The 19384-nt window shown below is 64.5% G+C and carries 17 protein-coding genes and 2 pseudogenes; 10 read left to right on the top strand and 9 right to left on the bottom strand.

Annotation, left to right across the window (positions count from 1 at the left end; genetic code table 11):
- Positions 1-15 precede the first annotated feature (15 nt).
- From ACLEJP_RS23355 to ACLEJP_RS23345, 3 genes and pseudogenes are all read right to left on the bottom strand, one after another.
- Complete coding sequence (locus tag ACLEJP_RS23355; protein ID WP_440810349.1) at positions 16-1704, bottom strand: putative bifunctional diguanylate cyclase/phosphodiesterase; 1689 nt, start codon at positions 1702-1704, stop codon at positions 16-18.
- A 13-nt stretch (positions 1705-1717) separates the two neighbouring features.
- The gene (locus tag ACLEJP_RS23350; RefSeq protein ID WP_440810411.1) at positions 1718-2887 is read right to left on the bottom strand and encodes a methyl-accepting chemotaxis protein; all 1170 of its coding nucleotides are present in this window, start codon (positions 2885-2887) and stop codon (positions 1718-1720) included.
- A 114-nt stretch (positions 2888-3001) separates the two neighbouring features.
- Positions 3002-3283, bottom strand: a pseudogene (locus tag ACLEJP_RS23345) (PAS domain-containing protein); the annotation flags it as partial.
- A 455-nt stretch (positions 3284-3738) separates the two neighbouring features.
- Here ACLEJP_RS23345 and ACLEJP_RS23340 point away from each other — a divergent pair.
- From ACLEJP_RS23340 to ACLEJP_RS23325, 4 genes are all read left to right on the top strand, one after another.
- Complete coding sequence (locus tag ACLEJP_RS23340) at positions 3739-5049, top strand: C4-dicarboxylate transporter DctA (RefSeq protein ID WP_440810347.1); 1311 nt, start codon at positions 3739-3741, stop codon at positions 5047-5049.
- A 44-nt stretch (positions 5050-5093) separates the two neighbouring features.
- Positions 5094-5798, top strand: a complete 705-nt coding sequence (locus tag ACLEJP_RS23335) for a FadR/GntR family transcriptional regulator (RefSeq protein ID WP_440810345.1) — start codon at positions 5094-5096, stop codon at positions 5796-5798.
- A 16-nt stretch (positions 5799-5814) separates the two neighbouring features.
- Positions 5815-6483, top strand: a complete 669-nt coding sequence (locus ACLEJP_RS23330) for a GntR family transcriptional regulator (protein ID WP_440810343.1) — start codon at positions 5815-5817, stop codon at positions 6481-6483.
- Positions 6484-6575: 92 nt separating this feature from the next.
- Positions 6576-7637, top strand: a complete 1062-nt coding sequence (locus ACLEJP_RS23325) for a hypothetical protein (RefSeq protein ID WP_440810341.1) — start codon at positions 6576-6578, stop codon at positions 7635-7637.
- A 39-nt stretch (positions 7638-7676) separates the two neighbouring features.
- Here ACLEJP_RS23325 and ACLEJP_RS23320 read toward each other — a convergent pair whose 3' ends face one another.
- The gene (locus tag ACLEJP_RS23320) at positions 7677-8105 is read right to left on the bottom strand and encodes a PACE efflux transporter (protein WP_440810339.1); all 429 of its coding nucleotides are present in this window, start codon (positions 8103-8105) and stop codon (positions 7677-7679) included.
- A 103-nt stretch (positions 8106-8208) separates the two neighbouring features.
- On the opposite strand from ACLEJP_RS23320, the gene ACLEJP_RS23315 reads away from it, so the two are divergent.
- The 3 genes and pseudogenes from ACLEJP_RS23315 to ACLEJP_RS23305 all read left to right on the top strand — a co-directional run bounded on the left by ACLEJP_RS23315 (position 8209) and on the right by ACLEJP_RS23305 (position 11117).
- Complete coding sequence (locus ACLEJP_RS23315; protein WP_440810337.1) at positions 8209-9087, top strand: LysR family transcriptional regulator; 879 nt, start codon at positions 8209-8211, stop codon at positions 9085-9087.
- Between the two features lie 143 nt (positions 9088-9230).
- Positions 9231-10262: pseudogene (gene mcpA / locus ACLEJP_RS23310) on the top strand (methyl-accepting chemotaxis protein McpA); the annotation flags it as partial.
- Positions 10263-10376: 114 nt separating this feature from the next.
- Positions 10377-11117 (top strand): methyl-accepting chemotaxis protein, encoded by a 741-nt coding sequence (locus ACLEJP_RS23305; protein ID WP_372241569.1) that lies wholly within the window; start codon positions 10377-10379, stop codon positions 11115-11117.
- Positions 11118-11160: 43 nt separating this feature from the next.
- On the opposite strand, the gene ACLEJP_RS23300 is transcribed toward ACLEJP_RS23305, so the two are convergent.
- Genes ACLEJP_RS23300 through ACLEJP_RS23290 form a run of 3 tightly spaced genes read right to left on the bottom strand, consistent with a single transcriptional unit; the run spans position 11161 to position 13806 of the window.
- Entirely contained in the window at positions 11161-12225 is a 1065-nt protein-coding gene (locus tag ACLEJP_RS23300) for a YkvI family membrane protein (protein WP_440810335.1), read from the bottom strand.
- A gap of 54 nt (positions 12226-12279) precedes the next feature.
- Entirely contained in the window at positions 12280-12657 is a 378-nt protein-coding gene (locus ACLEJP_RS23295; protein ID WP_225777134.1) for a RidA family protein, read from the bottom strand.
- 12 nt (positions 12658-12669) lie between these two features.
- On the bottom strand, positions 12670-13806 hold the full coding sequence (locus ACLEJP_RS23290) for an NAD(P)/FAD-dependent oxidoreductase (protein ID WP_440810332.1): 1137 nt from the start codon (positions 13804-13806) through the stop codon (positions 12670-12672).
- Positions 13807-13917: 111 nt separating this feature from the next.
- Between ACLEJP_RS23290 and ACLEJP_RS23285 the strand changes: the two genes are divergently transcribed.
- Positions 13918-14511: a helix-turn-helix domain-containing protein gene (locus ACLEJP_RS23285; RefSeq protein WP_440810330.1), complete on the top strand. Its 594-nt coding sequence runs from the start codon at positions 13918-13920 to the stop codon at positions 14509-14511.
- Between the two features lie 131 nt (positions 14512-14642).
- Entirely contained in the window at positions 14643-15428 is a 786-nt protein-coding gene (locus ACLEJP_RS23280; protein WP_289132648.1) for a sulfite exporter TauE/SafE family protein, read from the top strand.
- Positions 15429-15431: 3 nt separating this feature from the next.
- Here the strand turns inward: ACLEJP_RS23280 and ACLEJP_RS23275 are convergent, their stop codons facing one another.
- Positions 15432-15971 (bottom strand): histidine phosphatase family protein, encoded by a 540-nt coding sequence (locus ACLEJP_RS23275; protein ID WP_440810408.1) that lies wholly within the window; start codon positions 15969-15971, stop codon positions 15432-15434.
- A gap of 185 nt (positions 15972-16156) precedes the next feature.
- Here ACLEJP_RS23275 and ACLEJP_RS23270 point away from each other — a divergent pair, with 185 nt between their 5' ends.
- Complete coding sequence (locus ACLEJP_RS23270; protein ID WP_440810328.1) at positions 16157-17359, top strand: MFS transporter; 1203 nt, start codon at positions 16157-16159, stop codon at positions 17357-17359.
- Positions 17360-17400: 41 nt separating this feature from the next.
- Here ACLEJP_RS23270 and ACLEJP_RS23265 read toward each other — a convergent pair whose 3' ends face one another.
- Positions 17401-19209 carry an ABC transporter ATP-binding protein/permease gene (locus tag ACLEJP_RS23265; RefSeq protein WP_440810326.1) on the bottom strand — a complete coding sequence of 603 codons (1809 nt, stop codon included), beginning with the start codon at positions 19207-19209 and terminating at the stop codon, positions 17401-17403.
- Positions 19210-19384: the final 175 nt, after the last annotated feature.

The following is a 19384-nucleotide window of genomic DNA, read 5'->3' as shown; positions in this document are numbered from 1 at the left end:
GCGCCGACTCACCTCTCAAGGGTCGCGCCACTGCGCCGGCTGCCGGTAGGCCTGTGCCCAGTTTCCGACCTCACTGGCCGGCATCGGCCGGGCAATGCAGTAACCCTGCGCCAGTTCGCACCCCAGGCCCATCAGCACCCGGCCGTGCTCGACGCTCTCTAGCCCTTCGGCAATCACTTCGCGGCCGAATGCTCGCGCCAGGCCGATCACCGCTCGGGTCAGCGCCAGGTCGTCCTGGTCGTGCAGGATGTCGCGCACGAATGACTGGTCAATCTTGATCGTCTGGGTCGGCAAACGCTTGAGATAGCTCAGTGACGAGTAGCCGGTACCGAAGTCATCCAGGGAAAAGCGCACGCCCAGCGCGCGGCAGGCGTCGAGGCAGCGGCCGACGTGCTCCAGGTTATCGATGGCCACCGACTCGACGATTTCCAGGTCCAGCCGCGCCGGGTCAGCCTCCGGGTGCTCCGTCAGCAACTGCCGCAGACGCTCGGCAAAGTCATTGCGTTGCAAGTGTCGCGCGGCGATGTTCACGCTCAACGACCAGGGCCGCCCTTCGCGCTGCCAGGCCTGCAACTGACTCAGCGCCTGGTCGAGCACCCATTCGCCGATCTCGACGATCAGGTCGGTCTGCTCGACCCAGGGCAGGAAGTCGCCGGGCGGCACCAGCCCGCGCCCTGGCCGCTGCCAGCGCAGCAACGCTTCGAAGCCCAGCACCTGGCCGCTGCGCAGGTTGACCTTGGGCTGGAAGTGCAGGCACAGCTCGTTGTCGTGCAGCGCCCGGCGCACCCGTGCCACGGTCTGGTGGGTGGCCTTGAGCTCCTGCTCCTGGGTCACGTCGAACAGGTGATAGCGGTTGCGCCCGCGCTGCTTGGCCACGTACATGGCCTGGTCGGCATGGCGCACCAGGGTGTCGGCGTCCTCGTCGTCCTGTGGGTACAGGGTCACGCCGATACTGGCGCTGAGCGACAAGTGCTGCTCACGCACCACATACGGCGCCGCCAATGCCCGCAGCACCCGGCGCAACACCGCCGGCAACTGGCGGCCTTCGTCGACATCGCGCAGGATCAGCACGAACTCGTCTCCCGACAGGCGGGCCACGGCATCCCCTTCGCGCAGGATGTGCTTCAGGCGCTGCGCCACCTCAACCAGCAGCAAGTCACCCATGGCATGCCCGTAACCGTCGTTGACCGCCTTGAAACCATCGAGGTCGAGCATGCACACCGCCAGCGCAATGCCTTCGCGGCGCGAACAGGCGAGCGCCTGGTTCAGCAGGTCGGACAGATAGGCGCGGTTGGGCAGGCCGGTAAGCACGTCGTGGCCCACCCGCCATTGCAAGGTATGCAGCAGCTGGCGTTTCTCGGTGACATCGAAGCGGATCGACACGTACTTGCGCACCTGGCCGCTGAGCGGGTCGACCAGCGGCACCATGGTACTGTCGACCCAGTACAACGAGCCGTCCTTGGCACGGTTGCAGATTTCGCCTTTCCATACATGGCCAGCGGCCAGGGCTCGCCACATGCCGACGAAGAACGCCGGTTCGTGCAAGCCGGAATTGAGGATGCGGTGGTTGGCGCCGAGCAGTTCTTCGCGGCTGTAACCCGAAATGCTGCAGAACTGCTGGTTGACGTAGGTGATGTTCCCGCGCAGGTCGGTTTCGGAAAAGATCGCGGCCGCGTCCACGGCCGCGCGATAGTTGTCATCCATAAAGCATCCTGCCTTAACGGTTGAAACGCTCCACAAGGGCACGCAATCCGGCGCACACCTGTTCCAGTTCGGCGCCGCGCGAGGCGGCGGCGTTGGCGCTGTGGGCGCTGTGCTGGGCGATGCCGGCGACGCCATTGATCTGCCGCGAGACGTCTTCGGCCACGGCAGACTGCTGCTGGGAGGCCGTGGCCATCTGCTGGCTCATGGCGCTGATGCGCTGCACCGCTTCACGGATGCCATGCAGCGCCTGGCGGGCCTCCTGCACCTGGGCGACGCCCTGCTCGGCACCGTCGATGCCTTGGCTGGCGATCGCCACGGCCTCCTCGGCCCCGCTGCGCAAGGCATCGATGATAGCCTGGATGTGCAGGGTCGACTGCCGGGTCTTGTCGGCCAAGGCCCGCACTTCATCCGCCACCACGGCAAAGCCACGGCCCTGCTCGCCGGCACGGGCCGCCTCGATGGCGGCGTTGAGTGCCAGCAGGTTGGTCTGCTCGGCGATGCCACGGATCATCCCGGTGGCCTCGGCAATCGAGCCGGTCTGGCCAGCCAGCTGCGTGACCGCCTGGTTGATCTGCGTCACGGTACCCGCCAGGGTGCGAATCGCCGCGCCGCTGGCATCGGCCACCTGACTGCCCTGCTCGGCCAGCAGGTGCGCGGTATGGGCCTCGGCAGCGGTCAGCTGTACATGGCTGGCGACCTCGCCGATGGAGGCTGCCATCTGGTTCATGGCAGTCGCGCTCAGGTCGGTTTCCGCCCGCTGCTGCAGCAGCGCCGCCTCGGTACTGCGCGACAACTTACCGGCATCATGGGCAGCCACGGCCATCTGTGCCGCCAGGTCGCTCAACCGGGTCAGTGCCGTCTTCAGCCGCGCCTCTTCGCTGATCAGCATCAGCTGCAGTTGCCCGCCAGCACCGGGCAAGTCGCTGTAGGTCAAGGCGGCAACCGGGTCGGCGAAGGTGCCGTCGGCGCCCTGCACGATCTGCTGCAACTGGCGCCCCACGGCATTGCGTGCCAGCAACCCATAAGCCAGGAACAACCCCAGGGTCAGCCCTTGCGCCACCGGGCCAGGCCATAGCTGGTTGGCCCCCAGCGCCAGCCCCCCGCCCGCAAGCGGCACGGCCAGGTCGCGCGCCAGCAACGACAGGCGCCGTGGCCACGGCAACACGGCCTGGCCGTTGCGCATGCGCGCATACACGGCCTCGGCCCGGGCCACCTGTTCACGCGTCGGGCACACCCGTACCGACTCATAGCCCACCACCCGCCCGGCCTCGAGGATCGGCGTGACGTAGGCGTTGACCCAGTAGTAGTCGCCGTTGCGGCAGCGGTTCTTGACGATGCCCATCCAGCTCTTGCCGGCCTTGAGGTAGCGCCACATCAGTTCGTACACCGCAGGCGGCATGTCCGGGTGGCGCACCAGGTTGTGCGGGCTGCCGATCAGTTCGGCCTCGCTGTAGCCACTGATGGCGGCGAATTCGGGGTTGCAGTAGGTGATCAGGCTGGCCGTGTCGGTTGCAGAAATCAGCCGCTGATCAGCGGGGAAACGTTGCTCGACCGGGGTGACCGGGAGATTGAGACGCACTATGAGACTCCATTCATATAAACGCCAGACGCCAGCTCGCGGACGATTATTGGGATAACCACCCCAAACATCGGCCGCTTCGTGACTGACCGGTCGCGCGCGGATTCTACGAGTTCAGCTGCATAAAGCAAATAAACCTTATGAATCATGGCGTTATCGAAAAAAATGAGGTCGGGCCGAGGCCTGGCAAGCGGATTGCTAAAGGTGTGTCAGGCACCCGCTGACGCTGTTTGATTCGTGCAAATGCCGTGTGCGGCATGCACCGAACTAGAGCCCTACAGGCCGGGACGCCCCAAACTGGTCAGACCGGTAAGGCCAAAAATCCTTGCAATGCAGGATATTTCGCGCTTTTATGGCTTCGCGCTGAAAAACCGGTAAGACCACAATAATTAAGTCCTGCGCTCTTTCGCCCCGTGCGGCTACCGAAGCAAGGACACCGATCAGAGACTCCTCCCATGCTCAAATGGTGCTCGCGTTCGATCTTCCTTCAAGTCGTGCTCGGCCTTGCCCTCGGCATCGCCTGCGGCCTCAGCTTCCCCGACCTTTCCCTGCAACTGAAACCGCTTGGCGACGGTTTCATCAAACTGATCAAGATGCTCATCGGCCTGATCGTGTTCTGTGTGGTAGTCAGCGGCATCTCAGGCGCTGGCGACCTGAAGAAGGTCGGGCGTATCGGCCTGAAGTCGGTGATCTACTTCGAAGTGCTGACCACCCTGGCATTGGTGATCGGCCTGGTGTTCGCCTTCAGCAGCGGTATCGGCAGCGGCGCCAATATCCACCTCGACCAACTTTCCAGTGCCGACGCCAGCAGCCTGGCCGAACGCGGCCAGCACATCCACGGTGCCACGGCATTCTTCCTGGAGCTGATCCCCACCTCGGTAATCGGCGCCTTCGCTGACAACAACATCCTCCAGGTGCTGCTGTTCTCGGTCCTGTTCGGCAGTGCGCTGAACCTGGTCGGCGATTCGGCAGCCGGCATCTCGCGGCTGATCAACGAACTGAGCCACGTGATCTTCCGCATCATGGGCATGATCGTGCGCCTGGCGCCGCTTGGCGTGTTCGGTGCCATCGCCTTCACTACCAGCAAGTACGGTCTGGAATCGCTGCAACACCTGGGCGGGCTGGTGGCACTGTTCTACCTGACCTGTGCCGGCTTCGTGCTGATCGTGCTGGGCACGGTCATGCGCCTGTCGGGCCTGAGGCTGCTGCCGCTGATCAAGTACCTGCGCGAAGAACTGACCATCGTCCTCGGCACGGCTTCTTCCGACGCCGTGCTGCCACAGGTCATGCGCAAGCTCGAGCACCTGGGCATCGGCACCTCGACCGTCGGCCTGGTGATCCCGACCGGCTACTCGTTCAACCTCGACGGTTTCTCCATCTACCTGACCCTGGCCATCGTGTTCATCGCCAATGCCACCGGTACACCGCTGGCAATGACCGACCTGCTGACCATCCTGCTGGTGTCGCTGGTGACTTCCAAGGGCGCTCACGGCATCCCAGGCTCGGCGCTGGTGATCCTCGCCGCTACCCTGACCGCCGTACCGGCGATACCGGTGGTCGGCCTGGTGCTGGTGTTGGCGGTGGACTGGTTCATGGGCATCGGCCGGGCGCTGACCAACCTGATCGGCAATTGCGTGGCCACCGTGGCCATTGCCCGCTGGGAGAAGGACATCGACCTGGAGCGGGCGCACAACGTGCTGGACGGCAAACCTGGTTTCGCAGTCACGCCGCGCAAGCAACCCAACAACCATCAACAGGAATTCTGAGCGAACGTGGCCGGCCCTGATGCCGGCCCTTCCAGGAGCAAACCGTGATCAGCTCATCGACCGTCGTCAACTCCGTGGTGGAAAAACTGCGCCAGGCCCTCGCCCGAGGCCAATGGCGCAGCGGTGACATGCTGCCGGGCCAGCGCGAGCTGGCCGAACAACTGGGCATCAGCCGGCCGAGCCTGCGCGAAGCGGTGACCGTGCTGGAGACGCTGGGCCTGGTGCGCTCGCTACCGGGCAAGGGCGTGCTGGTGCTGGACGCCGATGCCGCCGTTCAGGAGCCCGCGCTGGACACCAGCGCGGCGGCCAGCCTGGCCGACGTGCTGGAACTGCGCTACACCCTCGAGCCGTTCATCGTCGGCCTGGTGGCACAGTCGGCCAACAGCCAGGACATCGGCCAACTGCGCCTGACCCTGATGGACATGCGCGAAGCGCTGGAAGCCGCAGACAGCGAAGCCGGGGTCAGTGCCTACATCGCCTTCCATGAAGCCTTGTTCGCCCTGACCACCAACCCGATCTTCCAGAGCGTGGTGCAGCAGACCGGCAATGCCCTCAAGCAGAGCGCCGACATGCTGCGCAAATCGCCAGAGCACCTCGCCGCCCGGCTGCAGGAAAACGAAGCGGTGGTGCGCGCCATCCGCGAACGCAACAGCGCCCAGGCCAGTGCCCAGATGCGCCAGCATATCCTCGCCGAAGGCTTGCGCATGGGCATCGCCCTGAACATTCCGGACGAACACCCGCATCCATGACCCCAGGAGAGCGACCATGAATGCCGCCCCCCACTTGCCGGCCCTGCTCGCGGCCGGCGAAACCCGCCTGTCGGCCGAGCAGATCTACCCGCGGCTGTTCGATGCCATTCTTGAACAGCGCCTGCCCCCCGGCAGCCTCCTGCCCGAGCAGGCGCTGGGCCATGCGTTCGGTGTCAGCCGGACGGTAATCCGCCGCGTGCTCGGGCGCCTGTCCGACCAGCAGGTAGTGGTGCAGCGCCCCAGCCACACCGCGCACCTGGCCGCGGCCGACCCGGCGCAGGCACGCCAGGTACTGAGTGCCCGGCGCCTGGCCGAAACCACCTTGATCACCCTCGCCGCCCAGCGCGCCCGGCCGCTGCAGATACGCCAGCTGCGGCAGCTGGTGGAGCGCGAGCGCCAGCACCATGAAAGCGGCGAGCGCTGTGCAGCGATCCGCCTGGGCGGCGAATTTCACCTGAAGCTGGCGCAGGTGGCTGCCAATACGCCACTGGCACGCTTTCTCAATGGGCTGGTGCCGATGACGTCGCTGATCATCGCCCGCTACGAATCGCCGTGCTGCGACCACTGCGCGTGGCAAGAGCACGCGGCGATCATTGATGCCGTGGAGCAAGGCGATGGCGCAGCGGCCTTGGCGCTGATGCACCAGCACCTCGACCGCCTGGAAGAAAAACTCGATCTGGAATAAAGCCTGCAGGAGCTGATGGGCTGCACAGCAGCCCCCTCCAGGCGACCCTATACTGCGTTGACCACCTCAGCCTCTACCAGGGAGGCGGTTGCGTGAGCATTCGAGTTCTTCTGCTGCCATGCCTGCTGCTGGCCCTCGCCGGTTGCGCAGGCAAGCGTCCGCCTGCCCCGCCGCCACCGGTGGTACTCACCGCTGCCACCTGGCAACACATCGACCAGGAACTGATCGACGCCTCGGTCGGTGCCGCCGGTTCGGCCAACGACTATGCCCGACGCTCGATGCGGGTGTGGAAGGAACAAGTGCAACAGCGCACCGAAAGCGACTTCATCCCGTGGTTCACCGGCTACTGGACCCAGCAATGGCTGACCCTCAAGGTGGCCTGGTACAAGCTCGACAGCGGCGAAGGCCGCGAGCCGGCAGAAAAACGCCTGGCGTTGTACCTGCAGGAGCAGTACCACAAACGGGTGATCGAGCCGGTGGCCGAGCAGATCAACCCCGAAGGCATTCGCGACCGTGCCTGCGAGCTGTACCTGCAACTGCTTGGCCAGCAATTGCCAGCCATCATCGGTCGCTACAGTGCCCCTCCCGAGCAGTTCAGCCAGCGCCTCAACCGCATCCCGGCCATCGCACTGGGGCCGCCGGATGCGCGCAACGCCAGCCTGTACCAACTGCTACGGGCCAAGTCACTGGCCCAGCAACCGGCCTGGCAGGCCCTGCGCCAGCACTTGCACCAACAGGCCAGAAAAGGCCCCGGCAGGACCGAGGTCGGGCTGAATTCGGTGGCCACGCAGGCCAGCGAGAAGCTCGGCGCAACCTTGGCCCCACGCGGTATCGCCAGCGCCGTGGCGTCGGCCGTAGGCAAGGTGGCGGGGGCGATGATTTCGATTGCAGCAGCCGGCTACGGGATGATGACCCATGACCGCGAACACCCACAGATGGTCGAGCAGTTGCGGGTGATCCTCAACGTGGCGTTGAACCAGGAATGGCAAGAGCTGATGGAGAACCGCCAGAGTGGTGCCATGGCGGGCGTCTACTACCTGTCGGGGCAGGTCGAGGACAGCCTGCTGGCGAGTGCACCACGGCCGGCTGAACAAGCGGTCGAGCAGCAGGTGAAACAGCAGCAGGAGCCTTTGATCATACGCCTGCCGCCTTAGCAGCCGCCTGTACCGACCGTGCCGCTGTCACAGGCGGCATCAGGCTGGCGCCATGGCCGAGCTGGGCAAGCCGAAGAGCCGGTCGAACGCCCAGTTGTAGACAAAGGTGTAGCACGGCACCAGTACAATGAAGGCCATGTCCACCAGCAATGCCTCCAGCAATGTCATGCCCAGCCACCAGGCAATCAGCGGGATCAGGTAGACCACCAGCGTCAGCTGGAAGCCGATGGCATGCGCCAGCCGTCGCGCCACGCTGCGCCCGCGCGTGGCCTGGCGGCTTTCCCAATACTCGAACAGCGTGTTGTAGATCAGGTTCCAGAGCATGGCGATGGTGGTGATCATCACTGCCAGAGGCCCGGTATGCGAAGCCTGGGTATCCGACAGGTAGGCCAGCCCGAGGGTCGACATGCACAACCCGATCAGTTCATAGAAAGCCACGTAGACCAGTTTGCGTTTGAGTCCCTGCACCGGGGTTACCTCTTGCTGTGGAAAAGCGATGGGGTGCGATCATGCTTCATCGTTCTTGACAGAAAAAGTCAGCAGCTGTCAGATCCACTGAAAGGAGGCTGACATGAACTTTTCCAGCGACAACATCCAGCTGTTTCTCGCCGTGCTCGACCGCGGTTCGTTTTCTGCCGCCGCACGCATGCTGCAACGCGTGCCGTCGGCGGTGAGCATGGCCATTGCCAACCTTGAGGCTGAACTGGGCTACAGCCTTTTCCAACGTGGCCCGCGCGAAGTGCGCCCGACCGCACAGGCGCTGGCCCTGGAGCCCCACGCCCGGCTGATCGCCGAGCAACTGGGGTTGCTGCAGGTGCATGCACTGGAGCTGTCCCAAGGCCTGGAAAGCAGCCTGACCCTGGCCGTGGTGCCGGATATCGACCAGCGCCCGCTACTGGCCGCCATCGCCGGCCTCGGGGAACGCCACCCGCTGCTGGACATCGCCCTGTTCAGCGCCCCGCAGGAAGAAGCCCTGCAGCTGCTGGACAGCGGGCGTGCCGATCTCTGCGTGGCCTTTGCCGGGCTGCAGGTCGATGCCCGCCGTGGCTTCCAGCACATCGGCATGGAGTCGCTGGTGGCCACCCTGTCCCCTGCCCACCCGGCCTTGCGCGATGGGCGCATCCAGTACCTCGAGGACCTGACCCGGGTGCGCCAGATCCTGGTGCGCAGCCGCGACTTGCCGCTGAGCGACCCGCGCCCGCTGATCGGTGCCACGCACTGGTCCACCGACAGCTTCGACCTCGCCCTGCAGATGGTCGAGGCCGGGCTGGGCTGGGGCGACCTGCCGCTGTCGCGGGTCGCGCCTTTGCTGGCCAGCGGGCGCCTGGTGCGGCTGGATTTTCACAACACGCGCAACGAGTTGCAGTTACCGGTACACATCCTCTGGCGCAAGCAACAACCGTTGCGAAAGGCCGCACGCCTGTTGATCGAGCAGCTGCGCAGCCAGTGATTACCGTCCGTCGAAACGGCTGTCAGAAATTTCCTTAGGCGCTTCAACCTTTTACCGCGCACGCCGATATCCCTATCGATAGGTTCCGCAGTGTGTCATGAGCGCGCTGCGCCCCTCCCCTCATTGGCCCAAGGTCTCGAAACATGAACCTGAAATTTCGCCACAAGATCCTGCTCAGCGCCTGCGGTGTCGTGGTCCTGGCATTCGCCCTGTTCACGCTCTACAACGACTACCTGCAGCGCAACACCATCCGCCAGAACATCGAGGCCTCGGTACAGCAGTCCGGTGCACTGACCGCCAGCAGCGTGCAGAACTGGATGAGCGGGCGCATCCTGGTGCTGGAAAACCTGGCCCAGGACATCGCCGAGCAAGGTGCTGGTGACAACCTGGCGGGGCTGATCGAGCAACCTTCCTACACGCGCAATTTCCTGTTCACCTACCTCGGCCAGGCCAACGGAGCATTCACCCAGCGCCCCAATGCGCAGATGCCCGCCGGTTATGACCCACGCCAGCGGCCCTGGTATGGCGCTGCAGCCAACGCCGGGCAGACGGTACTGACCGCCCCGTACCAAGGTGCTGTCGGCGGCCTGATGGTCACCATCGCCACGCCGGTGAAGAGCAAGGCCAGTGGCGAGCTCATGGGTGTGGTCGGCGGTGACGTGACCCTCGATACCCTGGTCGAGATCATCAACTCGGTCGATTTCGGCGGCATCGGCCATGCCTTCCTGGCCGACAGCAGTGGCCAGGTGATCGTCAGCCCCGATAAAGACCAGGTGATGAAGAACCTGAAGGACATCTACCCTGGCAGTAACCTGCGGGTTGCCACCGGCATGCAGGATGTCACCCTCAATGGCCAGGACCGCATCATCTCCTTCGCCCCGGTGGCCGGCCTGCCTTCGGCGCAGTGGTACATCGGCCTGTCGATCGACAAGGACAAGGCCTACGCCGCGCTCAGCCAGTTCCGCACCTCGGCGATCATCGCCATGCTGATCGCCGTGGCCGTCATCGCCGGCCTGCTCGGCTTGCTGATCCCGGTGCTGATGAGCCCGCTGACCACCATGGGCCGGGCCATGCGTGACATTGCCGAGGGCGAAGGTGACCTTACCCGCCGCCTGGCCGTGCAGAACAAGGATGAATTCGGCGAGCTGGCCAGCTCGTTCAACCGCTTTGTCGAGCGCATTCACGCCTCGATCAGCGAAGTGTCCTCGGCCACCCGCCTGGTGCACGACCTGTCGGAGAAAGTGATCAACGCCTCGAACGCTTCGATCATCGGCTCTGAAGAGCAGAGCATGCGCACCAACAGCGTCGCAGCGGCAATCAACCAGCTGGGGGCGGCCACCCAGGAAATCGCCCGCAACGCCGCCGATGCTTCGCAGCATGCCAGTGGCGCCAGCGAACAGGCCCACGGGGGCCGTGAGGTGGTCGAAGAGGCGATCAATGCCATGACCGCGCTGTCGCAGCGCATCAGCGAATCCTGCGCGCAGATCGAAACGCTCAATGCCAGCACCGACGAAATTGGCAAGATCCTCGACGTGATCAAGGGCATCTCGCAGCAGACCAACCTGCTGGCGCTGAACGCCGCCATCGAGGCAGCCCGCGCCGGTGAAGCCGGCCGTGGCTTTGCCGTGGTGGCCGACGAGGTGCGCAACCTGGCGCACCGCACCCAGGAGTCGGCGGAAGAGATCCACCGCATGATCACCAGCCTGCAGGTCGGCTCGCGGGAAGCGGTGCACACCATGAACACCAGCCAGGTCTCCAGCGAGCAGACCGTGCAAGTGGCCAACCAGGCCGGCGAGCGCCTGGCCAGCGTGACCCAGCGCATTGGCGAGATCGATGGCATGAACCAGTCGGTGGCGACCGCTACCGAGGAGCAGACCGCCGTGGTCGAGAGCCTCAACCTGGACATCACCCAGATCAACGCGCTGAACCAGCAAGGGGTGGAAAACCTCAACGAGACCCTGCGCCATTGCGACCAGCTGGCCCAGCAGGCCGGGCGCCTGAAGCAGCTGGTGGGCAGTTTCAGGATCTGACCCTGGATCCCAGGCGGCAACAACCAGTTGCCGCCTGGGGCCTCTACACCACCGCTTCTTTCCCAGCCCTGCCCCGCCGTACCCAGGCCAGCAACACCGCCGCCATCAGCACGAAACCCAGATAGCCGAACAGCGGATACACTTCGCCTACCAGGCTGATGAACCCCGCCAGGCTGCAGCCGAACGCCACCACCCCGGTCACCAGCGAGCCCCAACGGAACTTCGCGGTACCCGCTGGCAACAACCGCGAAAGGAAGGAAAACAGCGTACCCACTGCGGTATTGACGATCATGCCGAAGATGATCAGACACATCAGCAGCCCCAGCAATGGCGACACCTCGTTGGCAATCGACAACATCGGCATCGGCAGGTCGGCCACGCTGTCCAGGCGTGACAGCAGCCCCGCACTCATTACCAGCATCAGGCCACCCAACACCACGCCACCGAGCAGCCCTCCCCACATTGCGCTTTTCTCGGTCTTGGCCGAGCCGCCCAGAATGGCCAGGATCGGCGCACCGGCAACCACGTTGTAGGACACATACAGGAATGCCCCCAGCAGCCAGTGGCGAGCACCGGGCTGTTGCTGGCTGGCCAGCTGATCGAGCTGGGCGAAGCTTTGCGCACGGGTGAACACGGCATACAACGCGATTGCCGACGCCACCAGGACCAGCAGCGGCGTAATGGCGCCAATCGCCACGATGACCTTGCGTACATCCAGGCACACGATGCCCACCACTACCAGCGTCACCAGCACGCTGCCAGCCAGTGCCGGTATGCCGAACTGCTGCTCCAGCAAGGCGCCGCCGCCAGCCAGCATGACCACGGTGACGGCGAACATGAAGAAGCTGATCAGCCAGTCGACGAACAGGCCCAGGTGACGCCCGCAGATGGCCTCGATCACGTCCTTGTGCGAGGTGGCCTGCAGGCGCTTGCCCAACCCTGCCAAGGCCATGCCGAGCAAGGTGAACAGGGCCGTGCTGAACAGGGCTCCGACCAGCCCCCAGGCACCGAAATCGACGAAGAACAACAGCAGTTCCCGCCCCGAGGCGAACCCCGCCCCCACGATCACGCCAACGAACGCGCCGGCAATATTCAGCTGTTCCTGCATGTGCACCTCTGGATTTTATTGTTGTTGTGTCACTGGCCGCTTTTGCACGCCAGGTCAGGACTCGCCGACGAACGCCTGCACTTCAATCTCCACATCCACCCCCAGCGCCAACGCCGAGGCCACGGTCGAACGCACCGGCAGCGCCGCGCCGAAGAATTCCTTGTACACCTCGTTGAAACCGGCGAAGTGGCTCATGTCCGACAGCCACACCGTGGCCTTCACCACCTGGTCGAAACGCGCACCGCAGGCCGCCAGGCTTTCGCCGATACGCTCGCAGGCCGCACGGGTCTGCGTCTGGATGTCGCCACGCAGCACTTCGCCAGCAGCGTTCATCGGCACCTGGCCGGAGAGGAAAAGAAAGCCGCCAGCCTTCACCGCACGGGAAAACGGGAATGGCAGGCTGCTGGGGAAACGCTCGATCTCATTGCTCATGTGTTGCTCCTTTCAGGGTTGCTGGAAACGGGCCGGGGACAGGCGCTCGGGCGCCACGCCCTGGCTGACAAGTTCGGCGCACAGCGGTTGGCCGAGCAGCAGGTCGGCGGCCAGGCGCGAGGCCCCTGCCGCGGACTGGATGCCATAGCCACCTTGTGCCGCCAACCAGAAAAACGCCGGCGCGTGCGCATCGAAACCGATCACCAGGTCACCGTCGGCGACGAACGAGCGCAGCCCGGCCCAGGTGTGGCTTGGCCGACGGATCGCCAGGGTGGTCATGGCTTCGATGTTGAAGATACCCAACGCCACATCGAGTTCTTCGGGCGCGGCGTCCTGGGGTTCGACCGGGTCGGCATTGGCTGGCGAACCCAGCAGTTGGCCGGCGTCGGGCTTGAAGTAGAAGCTCTCGTCGACGCCAATCACCGCCGGCCAGCGGGCAAAGTCCTGGTCTGCCGGGCCGGGGAAGGTGAAGGCGCTGCGCCGGCACGGTTGCAGGCCGATACGCGCCACGCCGCACTGCTCGGCCACGCGGTCGGCCCAGGCCCCTGCAGCATTGACCAGCCGCCGCGCCTGCACATGGCTGCCATCGCCCAGGGCAACCTGCCACAGCTGATCCAGGTAGCGGGCCTGGATCAGCTCGGCGTTGCAGCGCAACTCCCCGCCGGCCAACCGATAGCCACGCAGGAACCCTTGATGCAAGGCATGCACGTCCAGATCCATGGCCCCCGGTTCCAGCACCGCGCCGGCCAGCTTTTCGCCACGCAGGCACGGCACCAGGGCCAAGGCGGCGTCGCGGTCCAGCAGGCTGACTTCGGTGCCGTTGGCCAGGTTCTGCGCATGGGCCTGCTCGAGCAGCCCACGCTGCTCCAGGCTGGCCACGTACAGGCAACCACGCGCCTCCAGCAGCGGGTGCTCGCAGAAGCCAGGCGGTGGCGCGTCGTAGAAGGCCCGGCTGGCGCGGGTCAATGCCTGGATCTGCGGGGTTCCGTAAGCCTCCATGAACATCGCTGCCGAACGCCCGGTTGAATGGTAGCCAGGCTGGGCTTCACGCTCGATCAGCAGCACTTTTTGCTGACCCGCCAGGCGATAGCCCAGCGATGCGCCGGCGATGCCGGCACCAATGATCAGGGTGTCGTAGATAGGGGTCATGCACGCTCCCGGGCGAATTATCATTTATGAGAATTCTAATATATGAGAATTTCGGCAGATGCAAGTGTCCAAGGTAAGATGCCCGACCCATGATGCCTGCCGAGAACCCGAATGCCCGCTGCCCTACCCCTGCTGGACCGTGCCGTAGTCGGTCAGCGCCTGCGCCAGGTGCGCAAGACACGCCAGATGACCCTGAAGCAATTGTCCGAGGCCAGTGGTGTGCCTGTGTCCACCTTGTCGAAGATGGAACTGGCTCAGGTTTCGGTGAGCTACGAAAAACTCGCCGCCGCGGCCCGGGCGCTGAACGTCGACATCGCCCAGCTGTTGCGTGCCGGTGGCACGGTCACGGCGCCGGTACCGGTGACCGTTGTGGTCGATTCGCTGCCGGCGGCGGCCGGCTACTCGACCGGCACCTACGATTATCACCCGATCGCTGGCGACTTCCCCGAGCGCCGCATGACGCCGGCCTACGCGCGTATCATCGCGCGCGAGCGCGGCCAGTTCGACGACTTCATCCGTCACCCCGGGCAAGAATTCGCACTGGTACTGCGCGGGCGCGTGCGCATTGAATTCGAAACCGGCGAAGCAGTGAGCATCGGGCCACAGGAGACCGCGTATTTCGACAGCCAGGTAGGGCATATCTACTTGTCGGAGAGTGACGACGGCGGCGATGCGCACGTGATGGTGGTGATGACCGATCGCTGACCCGCGCTGTCAGGCTACCGGCGTAGCCCGTCTCGGTTATAACCTAATAACGAACAAGTCTATTTGGCTATAAAAAAATCTATATGCTGGCTGCATCCGATAACGGGCAAAGTTGGGCAGTCGAGTAGCGTATGGATGTAGGTTCTTTCGGTTTCACCATTGCGGGACTGATCGTGGGTTTTATCGTCGGCATGACCGGCGTCGGTGGCGGTTCGCTGATGACCCCGATCCTGTTGTGGTTTGGCATCAGCCCGGCAACGGCCGTCGGTACCGACCTGCTCTATGCTGCCGTGACCAAGGCCAGTGGCGTCTGGGTGCATGCCCGCAACAAGAACGTCGACTGGAAGATTACCGGCCTGCTCAGCCTTGGCAGCGTGCCCGCAGCGGCGCTGACCCTGTGGTTCCTCAGCACCCTGCACACCGACACCTCGGCACTCAACGCCATCATCAAGCAAGGCCTGGCGGTGGTGCTGATCCTCACCGCGCTGGCCATCCTGTTCAAGTCGCGCCTGCAAGCCTTCGCCAGCCGTCATGCCGGCGACCACTATCACCTCAGCGACCGCAGCCTCAACATCCTCACCGTGCTCACTGGCGTGGTGCTCGGGGTAATGGTCACCCTCACCTCCATCGGTGCCGGCGCCCTGGGTACCGTGGCGCTGTTCCTGCTGTACCCGTTCCTGGTCACGCGCCGCCTGGTCGGTACCGAGATCGCCCATGCCGTGCCGCTGACCCTGGTGGCGGGCCTGGGCCACGCGGGGATGGGCAACATGGACTGGTCGCTGCTGGGTTACCTGTTGCTGGGCTCGCTGCCGGGCATCTACCTGGGCAGCCACCTCACCGGGCGGATTTCCGACCGCGTGTTGCGCCCGTGCCTGGCGGCGATGCTGTTGCTGATCGGCTACAAGCTGGCGTTCTGAACCTCACCCCAGGCGCAAGCGCCACTGCCCGGTAAAACTCAGCGCTAGCCGCGACAGCGGCAACACGTCGATCCGCTGGCCGGCACCCAACGGGCAACCGAGTACCTCCACCAGCACCGCGCGCATGACCAACGGGTGGGTGACCGCCAGCCACTCTCCCGGTCTGTCGAAAGCCGCCAACCAGGCGGCCATGCGCTGGCAAAGCGCAACGAATGACTCACCCCCATGCACAGTGCTGGACGGGTTCTGCAGCCATTCGGCCAACGCCTGCGGTTGCTCGGCTTGCAACTGCTTCAGTGTCAGCCCGTGCCAATGCCCCAGGTCGCAATCGGCCAGCGCCGCCTCGACCTCCACCTGGCCCGACAACAATGCCGCCGTTTCGCAGGCCCGCCGCTCCGGCGCAGTCAGCACCGACACCCCGGAAAGGTCAGCGAAAGGCTGCTCGGCCAAGGGCAGGATACCGTCGTCGGCATGATGCAGACGCCCGGTCTTCTGGGCCTGGGTCAGGGCATGGCAGATCAGGGTCAGGCGTACGGCTTTCACCGGCTTGTTCTCACGCGTGGCAGGGGATGCATGGTTTAGCATGCCGGGGCAGTTCTTGCCGCAACAATCGTGCTCGGTAGCCCCGTCGCGACACAAAACGCCTGACGGGTATATGCCGGTCACCCTTTGCATCCTGCGCGCTGGCTCCTACAGTTTGGAGCGTAGCGACCCTGCAGAGACCCGCGATGCACAGCCACGAGCAAAGCCGCCCGATGGGCGCCAGCAAAAACCTGCTGAAGATCCCCCGCAGCGTCTGGGCGTTGGGCTTCGTGTCGATGTTCATGGATATTTCTTCGGAAATGATCCACGCCCTGCTGCCGTTGTACATGGTCACGGTGCTCGGCACCTCGGTGGTAGCAGTGGGTGTGATCGAGGGCATCGCCGAGGCGACCGCCTCGATCACCAAGGTGTTTTCTGGCGCCCTGAGCGACCGCTTGGGCAAACGCAAGCTGCTGACAGTGCTGGGCTATGGCCTGGGGGCGCTGACCAAGCCGGTGTTCCCCCTGGCCTCGGGGCTGGAGTGGCTGGTCGCGGCGCGTTTCGTCGACCGGGTTGGCAAAGGTATCCGCGGAGCGCCGCGGGACGCGCTGGTGGCCGATGTCACGCCGGTCGAACTGCGCGGCGCCGCCTTCGGCCTGCGCCAGGCACTCGACACTGTCGGTGCCTTCCTTGGGCCGTTGCTGGCGATCGCCTTGATGTGGACCACGGCGAGCCATTTCCAGGCGGTGTTCTGGGTGGCGGTGATTCCGGCGTTCCTGGCGGTGTATATCCTCATCGCCTTCGTGCATGAGCCAGAAACGCCAGCCACCTCCAGACCGGTGCGTTCCCCGCTGGCACTGCATGCACTGGTCCACCTGGGGCCAGCCTATTGGCGGCTGATCGGCCTGGCTACGCTGTTCACCCTCGCCCGCTTCAGCGAAGCGTTTTTGCTGCTGCGTGCACAGGACATGGGCCTGGCGCCGTTGTGGGCACCGGCGGTGCTGGTGCTCATGGCCTTGGCCTACTCGCTGTCGGCCTATCCCGCAGGGGCCCTGTCGGACCGCCTGGGTCGCCGGGCCGTATTGATGATGGGGCTGGGCTTGCTGATCGCCGCCGACCTGCTGCTGGCCTTGCTGCCAGGCTGGGCCGGGCTGGCCCTGGGGGTTGCCGCCTGGGGGCTGCACCTGGGTTTCAGCCAAGGCATTTTTGCCGCCATGATTGCCGACAGCGCCCCCGCCGAGCTGCGCGGTACGGCTTTCGGCCTGTTCAACCTGCTGACCGGGGTGGCGCTGCTGGCGGCCAGCGTAGTGGCTGGGCTGCTGTGGGATGCAGCCGGTTTCCATGCAACCTTCCTGGCCGGGGCGGGGTTTGCCGGCTTCACGCTGCTGGGCATAGCATTGCTGCGCTGAGACCGGCTGAAGGCCCATTCGCGGTTGCGCGCTGAAACCCACTACACCAGCGCCGGGTGCTGCTCCAATAGCGACCAACCACCCTGCCCATCCATCTCCAGACGATGGGTATGGAACCCCGCCAACGTGCTGCGGTGGCCGACACTGACCAGCAAGGTCGTTGGCATTTCCGTGCGCAACAGCGAGTACAAGGCATGCTCGAGACCTTCGTCCATGGCGGATGTGGACTCGTCGAGGAACACCACCTGGGGCCGATTGAACAGTACTCGGGCGAACGCCAGGCGTTGCTGTTCGCCGACCGAGAGAATGTGTGACCAGTCACAATTGACTTCCAGGCGCTCGGCGAGATGGCCAAGGTTGACCTGGCGTAACACCTGCTGCATGCGTGTTGCGTCTTCCGGGTTGCCAGCCTCCGGGTAGGCAATGACAGCGCGCAGATCACCCAGCGGCAGGTAAGGCCGTTGCGACAGGAACAATGCCTGATGGCCCATCGGCCGCCTGACCACGCCCTCGGCATACGGCCAGAGACCCGCCAGCGCACGTAGCAGTGTGGTCTTGCCGCTGCCCGACGGGCCCTTGATCAGCAGGGCCTGGCCGGCGCGCAGGTCGAGATCCAGATCGGCGATCAGGGTGTGCCCGTCCGGGCGCAGCACCTGCAGCCGAGAGATCTCCAGGGTGTGCGCCTGGTCTTGGGTAGCAATACGCGGCAAGGCACTCGCCTGCTCGTTGGCATCGAGGAAGCCGGTAAGACGGTCGAGGGTCGCCCGATACTGGGCGAACGCATCATAGGACTCGCGGAAAAACGACAACGAATCCTGCACCTGACCGAAGGCCTGGGAGGTCTGCATGACATCGCCCAGCTTGATCGCCCCGCTGAAGAAGCGTGGGGCCTGGAGAATGAACGGAAATACCACCGCAACCTGGCTGACACCCAGGTTGAAGCCGCTGAACTTGAGGTTTCGGTAAACCAGTGCCCAGGCGTTCAGGATCAAGGCGCCAAAGCGGCCCAGCAAGGTACCACGCTCGACCTGCGCCCCCTGGTAGAAGGCAATGTTCTCGGCATTCTCGCGCAGGCGCATCAGGGCATAACGGAAGTTGGCGGTGAGCTTCTCGTTGAGGAAGTTCAGGCGAATCAGTGGGCGGCCGAGGCGGAAGGCAATCCAGGTGGCGACAATGACATACAGGTACACGGCAAATACCATCGCCCGCGGGATCTCCACGCCGGCGACCGCCAACGGGGCGGACAGCCCCCAGAGGATCCCGGTGAAGGCCACCAACGACACCAGCGCACTGACCGCGCCCAGCGCCAGGGTCACCGAGTTGCTGACGAAGGCGTTGACGTCCAGTTCGATACGCTGGTCAGGGTTGTCTACCGGCTCGGCGAGGAACCGGCCACGGTAGTAGGCGTCACCTTGCATCCAGTCATGGGTCAGGCGCTCGGTGAGCCAGACCCGCCATTTGATGCTGAACGCCTGGCTTACATAAAAATTGAACAGCGAGCGTAGTACGTGGATGGTAGCCAATATCGCGAAGACGCCGAGCAGGTACCAGAAGGCAGCTTGGTCAAGGCCCTGCAAGGCGCTGTAGAAGCCGTTGTACCAGAACGAGAACAGCACGTTCAGGCGTACCGAGAACAGCGTCAGCACGAGTAGCAGGGCGAATACCAACAGCGGTTGCCAGCTGCGCCTGACATTGAAATATGGCCCGGCAAGCTGCCAGAACTGCCTGCCCCAGCGCGTATAGCGGGCGGCCAGCGTGGCGATTGCAGCAAAGCTGACAAAGGTGGTGAACGAGGCGATTGCCAGCCAGCTCAGGCTCTCTTGCAGGGCCTGGTGCCAGTTCATTTCCATGGTGGGTTTCCGTGCTGAGTGTTTCCGCGAGCGTAACATTGTGCGCGGCTTCCCCAGGCCTAAATGACGCACTTTTCATGATTGCGCTTGAACACTGTGCGCGCCTGGTGCGTTGGCCGCCACAAAGACAAAACCCCTACCTGCATACGCAGATAGGGGTTTTGCGAAATGAATC

Source organism: Pseudomonas sp. SMV7 (assembly GCF_052041995.1).
GTDB lineage: Bacteria > Pseudomonadota > Gammaproteobacteria > Pseudomonadales > Pseudomonadaceae > Aquipseudomonas.
Note: the sequence above shows the minus strand (reverse complement) of the source record. Positions and strands in the feature narration are given on the sequence as shown.

Coding starts and splice junctions, on each gene's coding strand:
- ACLEJP_RS23330 (WP_440810343.1), top strand. CDS start 5,815: ATGAATGCCGCCCCCCACTTGCCGGCCCTGCTCGCGGCCGGCGAAACC.
- ACLEJP_RS23355 (WP_440810349.1), bottom strand. CDS start 1,704: ATGGATGACAACTATCGCGCGGCCGTGGACGCGGCCGCGATCTTTTCC.
- ACLEJP_RS23305 (WP_372241569.1), top strand. CDS start 10,377: ATGCGCACCAACAGCGTCGCAGCGGCAATCAACCAGCTGGGGGCGGCC.
- ACLEJP_RS23290 (WP_440810332.1), bottom strand. CDS start 13,806: ATGACCCCTATCTACGACACCCTGATCATTGGTGCCGGCATCGCCGGC.
- ACLEJP_RS23285 (WP_440810330.1), top strand. CDS start 13,918: ATGCCCGCTGCCCTACCCCTGCTGGACCGTGCCGTAGTCGGTCAGCGC.
- ACLEJP_RS23265 (WP_440810326.1), bottom strand. CDS start 19,209: ATGGAAATGAACTGGCACCAGGCCCTGCAAGAGAGCCTGAGCTGGCTG.
- ACLEJP_RS23340 (WP_440810347.1), top strand. CDS start 3,739: ATGCTCAAATGGTGCTCGCGTTCGATCTTCCTTCAAGTCGTGCTCGGC.
- ACLEJP_RS23315 (WP_440810337.1), top strand. CDS start 8,209: ATGAACTTTTCCAGCGACAACATCCAGCTGTTTCTCGCCGTGCTCGAC.
- ACLEJP_RS23300 (WP_440810335.1), bottom strand. CDS start 12,225: ATGCAGGAACAGCTGAATATTGCCGGCGCGTTCGTTGGCGTGATCGTG.
- ACLEJP_RS23280 (WP_289132648.1), top strand. CDS start 14,643: ATGGATGTAGGTTCTTTCGGTTTCACCATTGCGGGACTGATCGTGGGT.
- ACLEJP_RS23270 (WP_440810328.1), top strand. CDS start 16,157: ATGCACAGCCACGAGCAAAGCCGCCCGATGGGCGCCAGCAAAAACCTG.
- ACLEJP_RS23350 (WP_440810411.1), bottom strand. CDS start 2,887: ATGCGCAACGGCCAGGCCGTGTTGCCGTGGCCACGGCGCCTGTCGTTG.
- ACLEJP_RS23295 (WP_225777134.1), bottom strand. CDS start 12,657: ATGAGCAATGAGATCGAGCGTTTCCCCAGCAGCCTGCCATTCCCGTTT.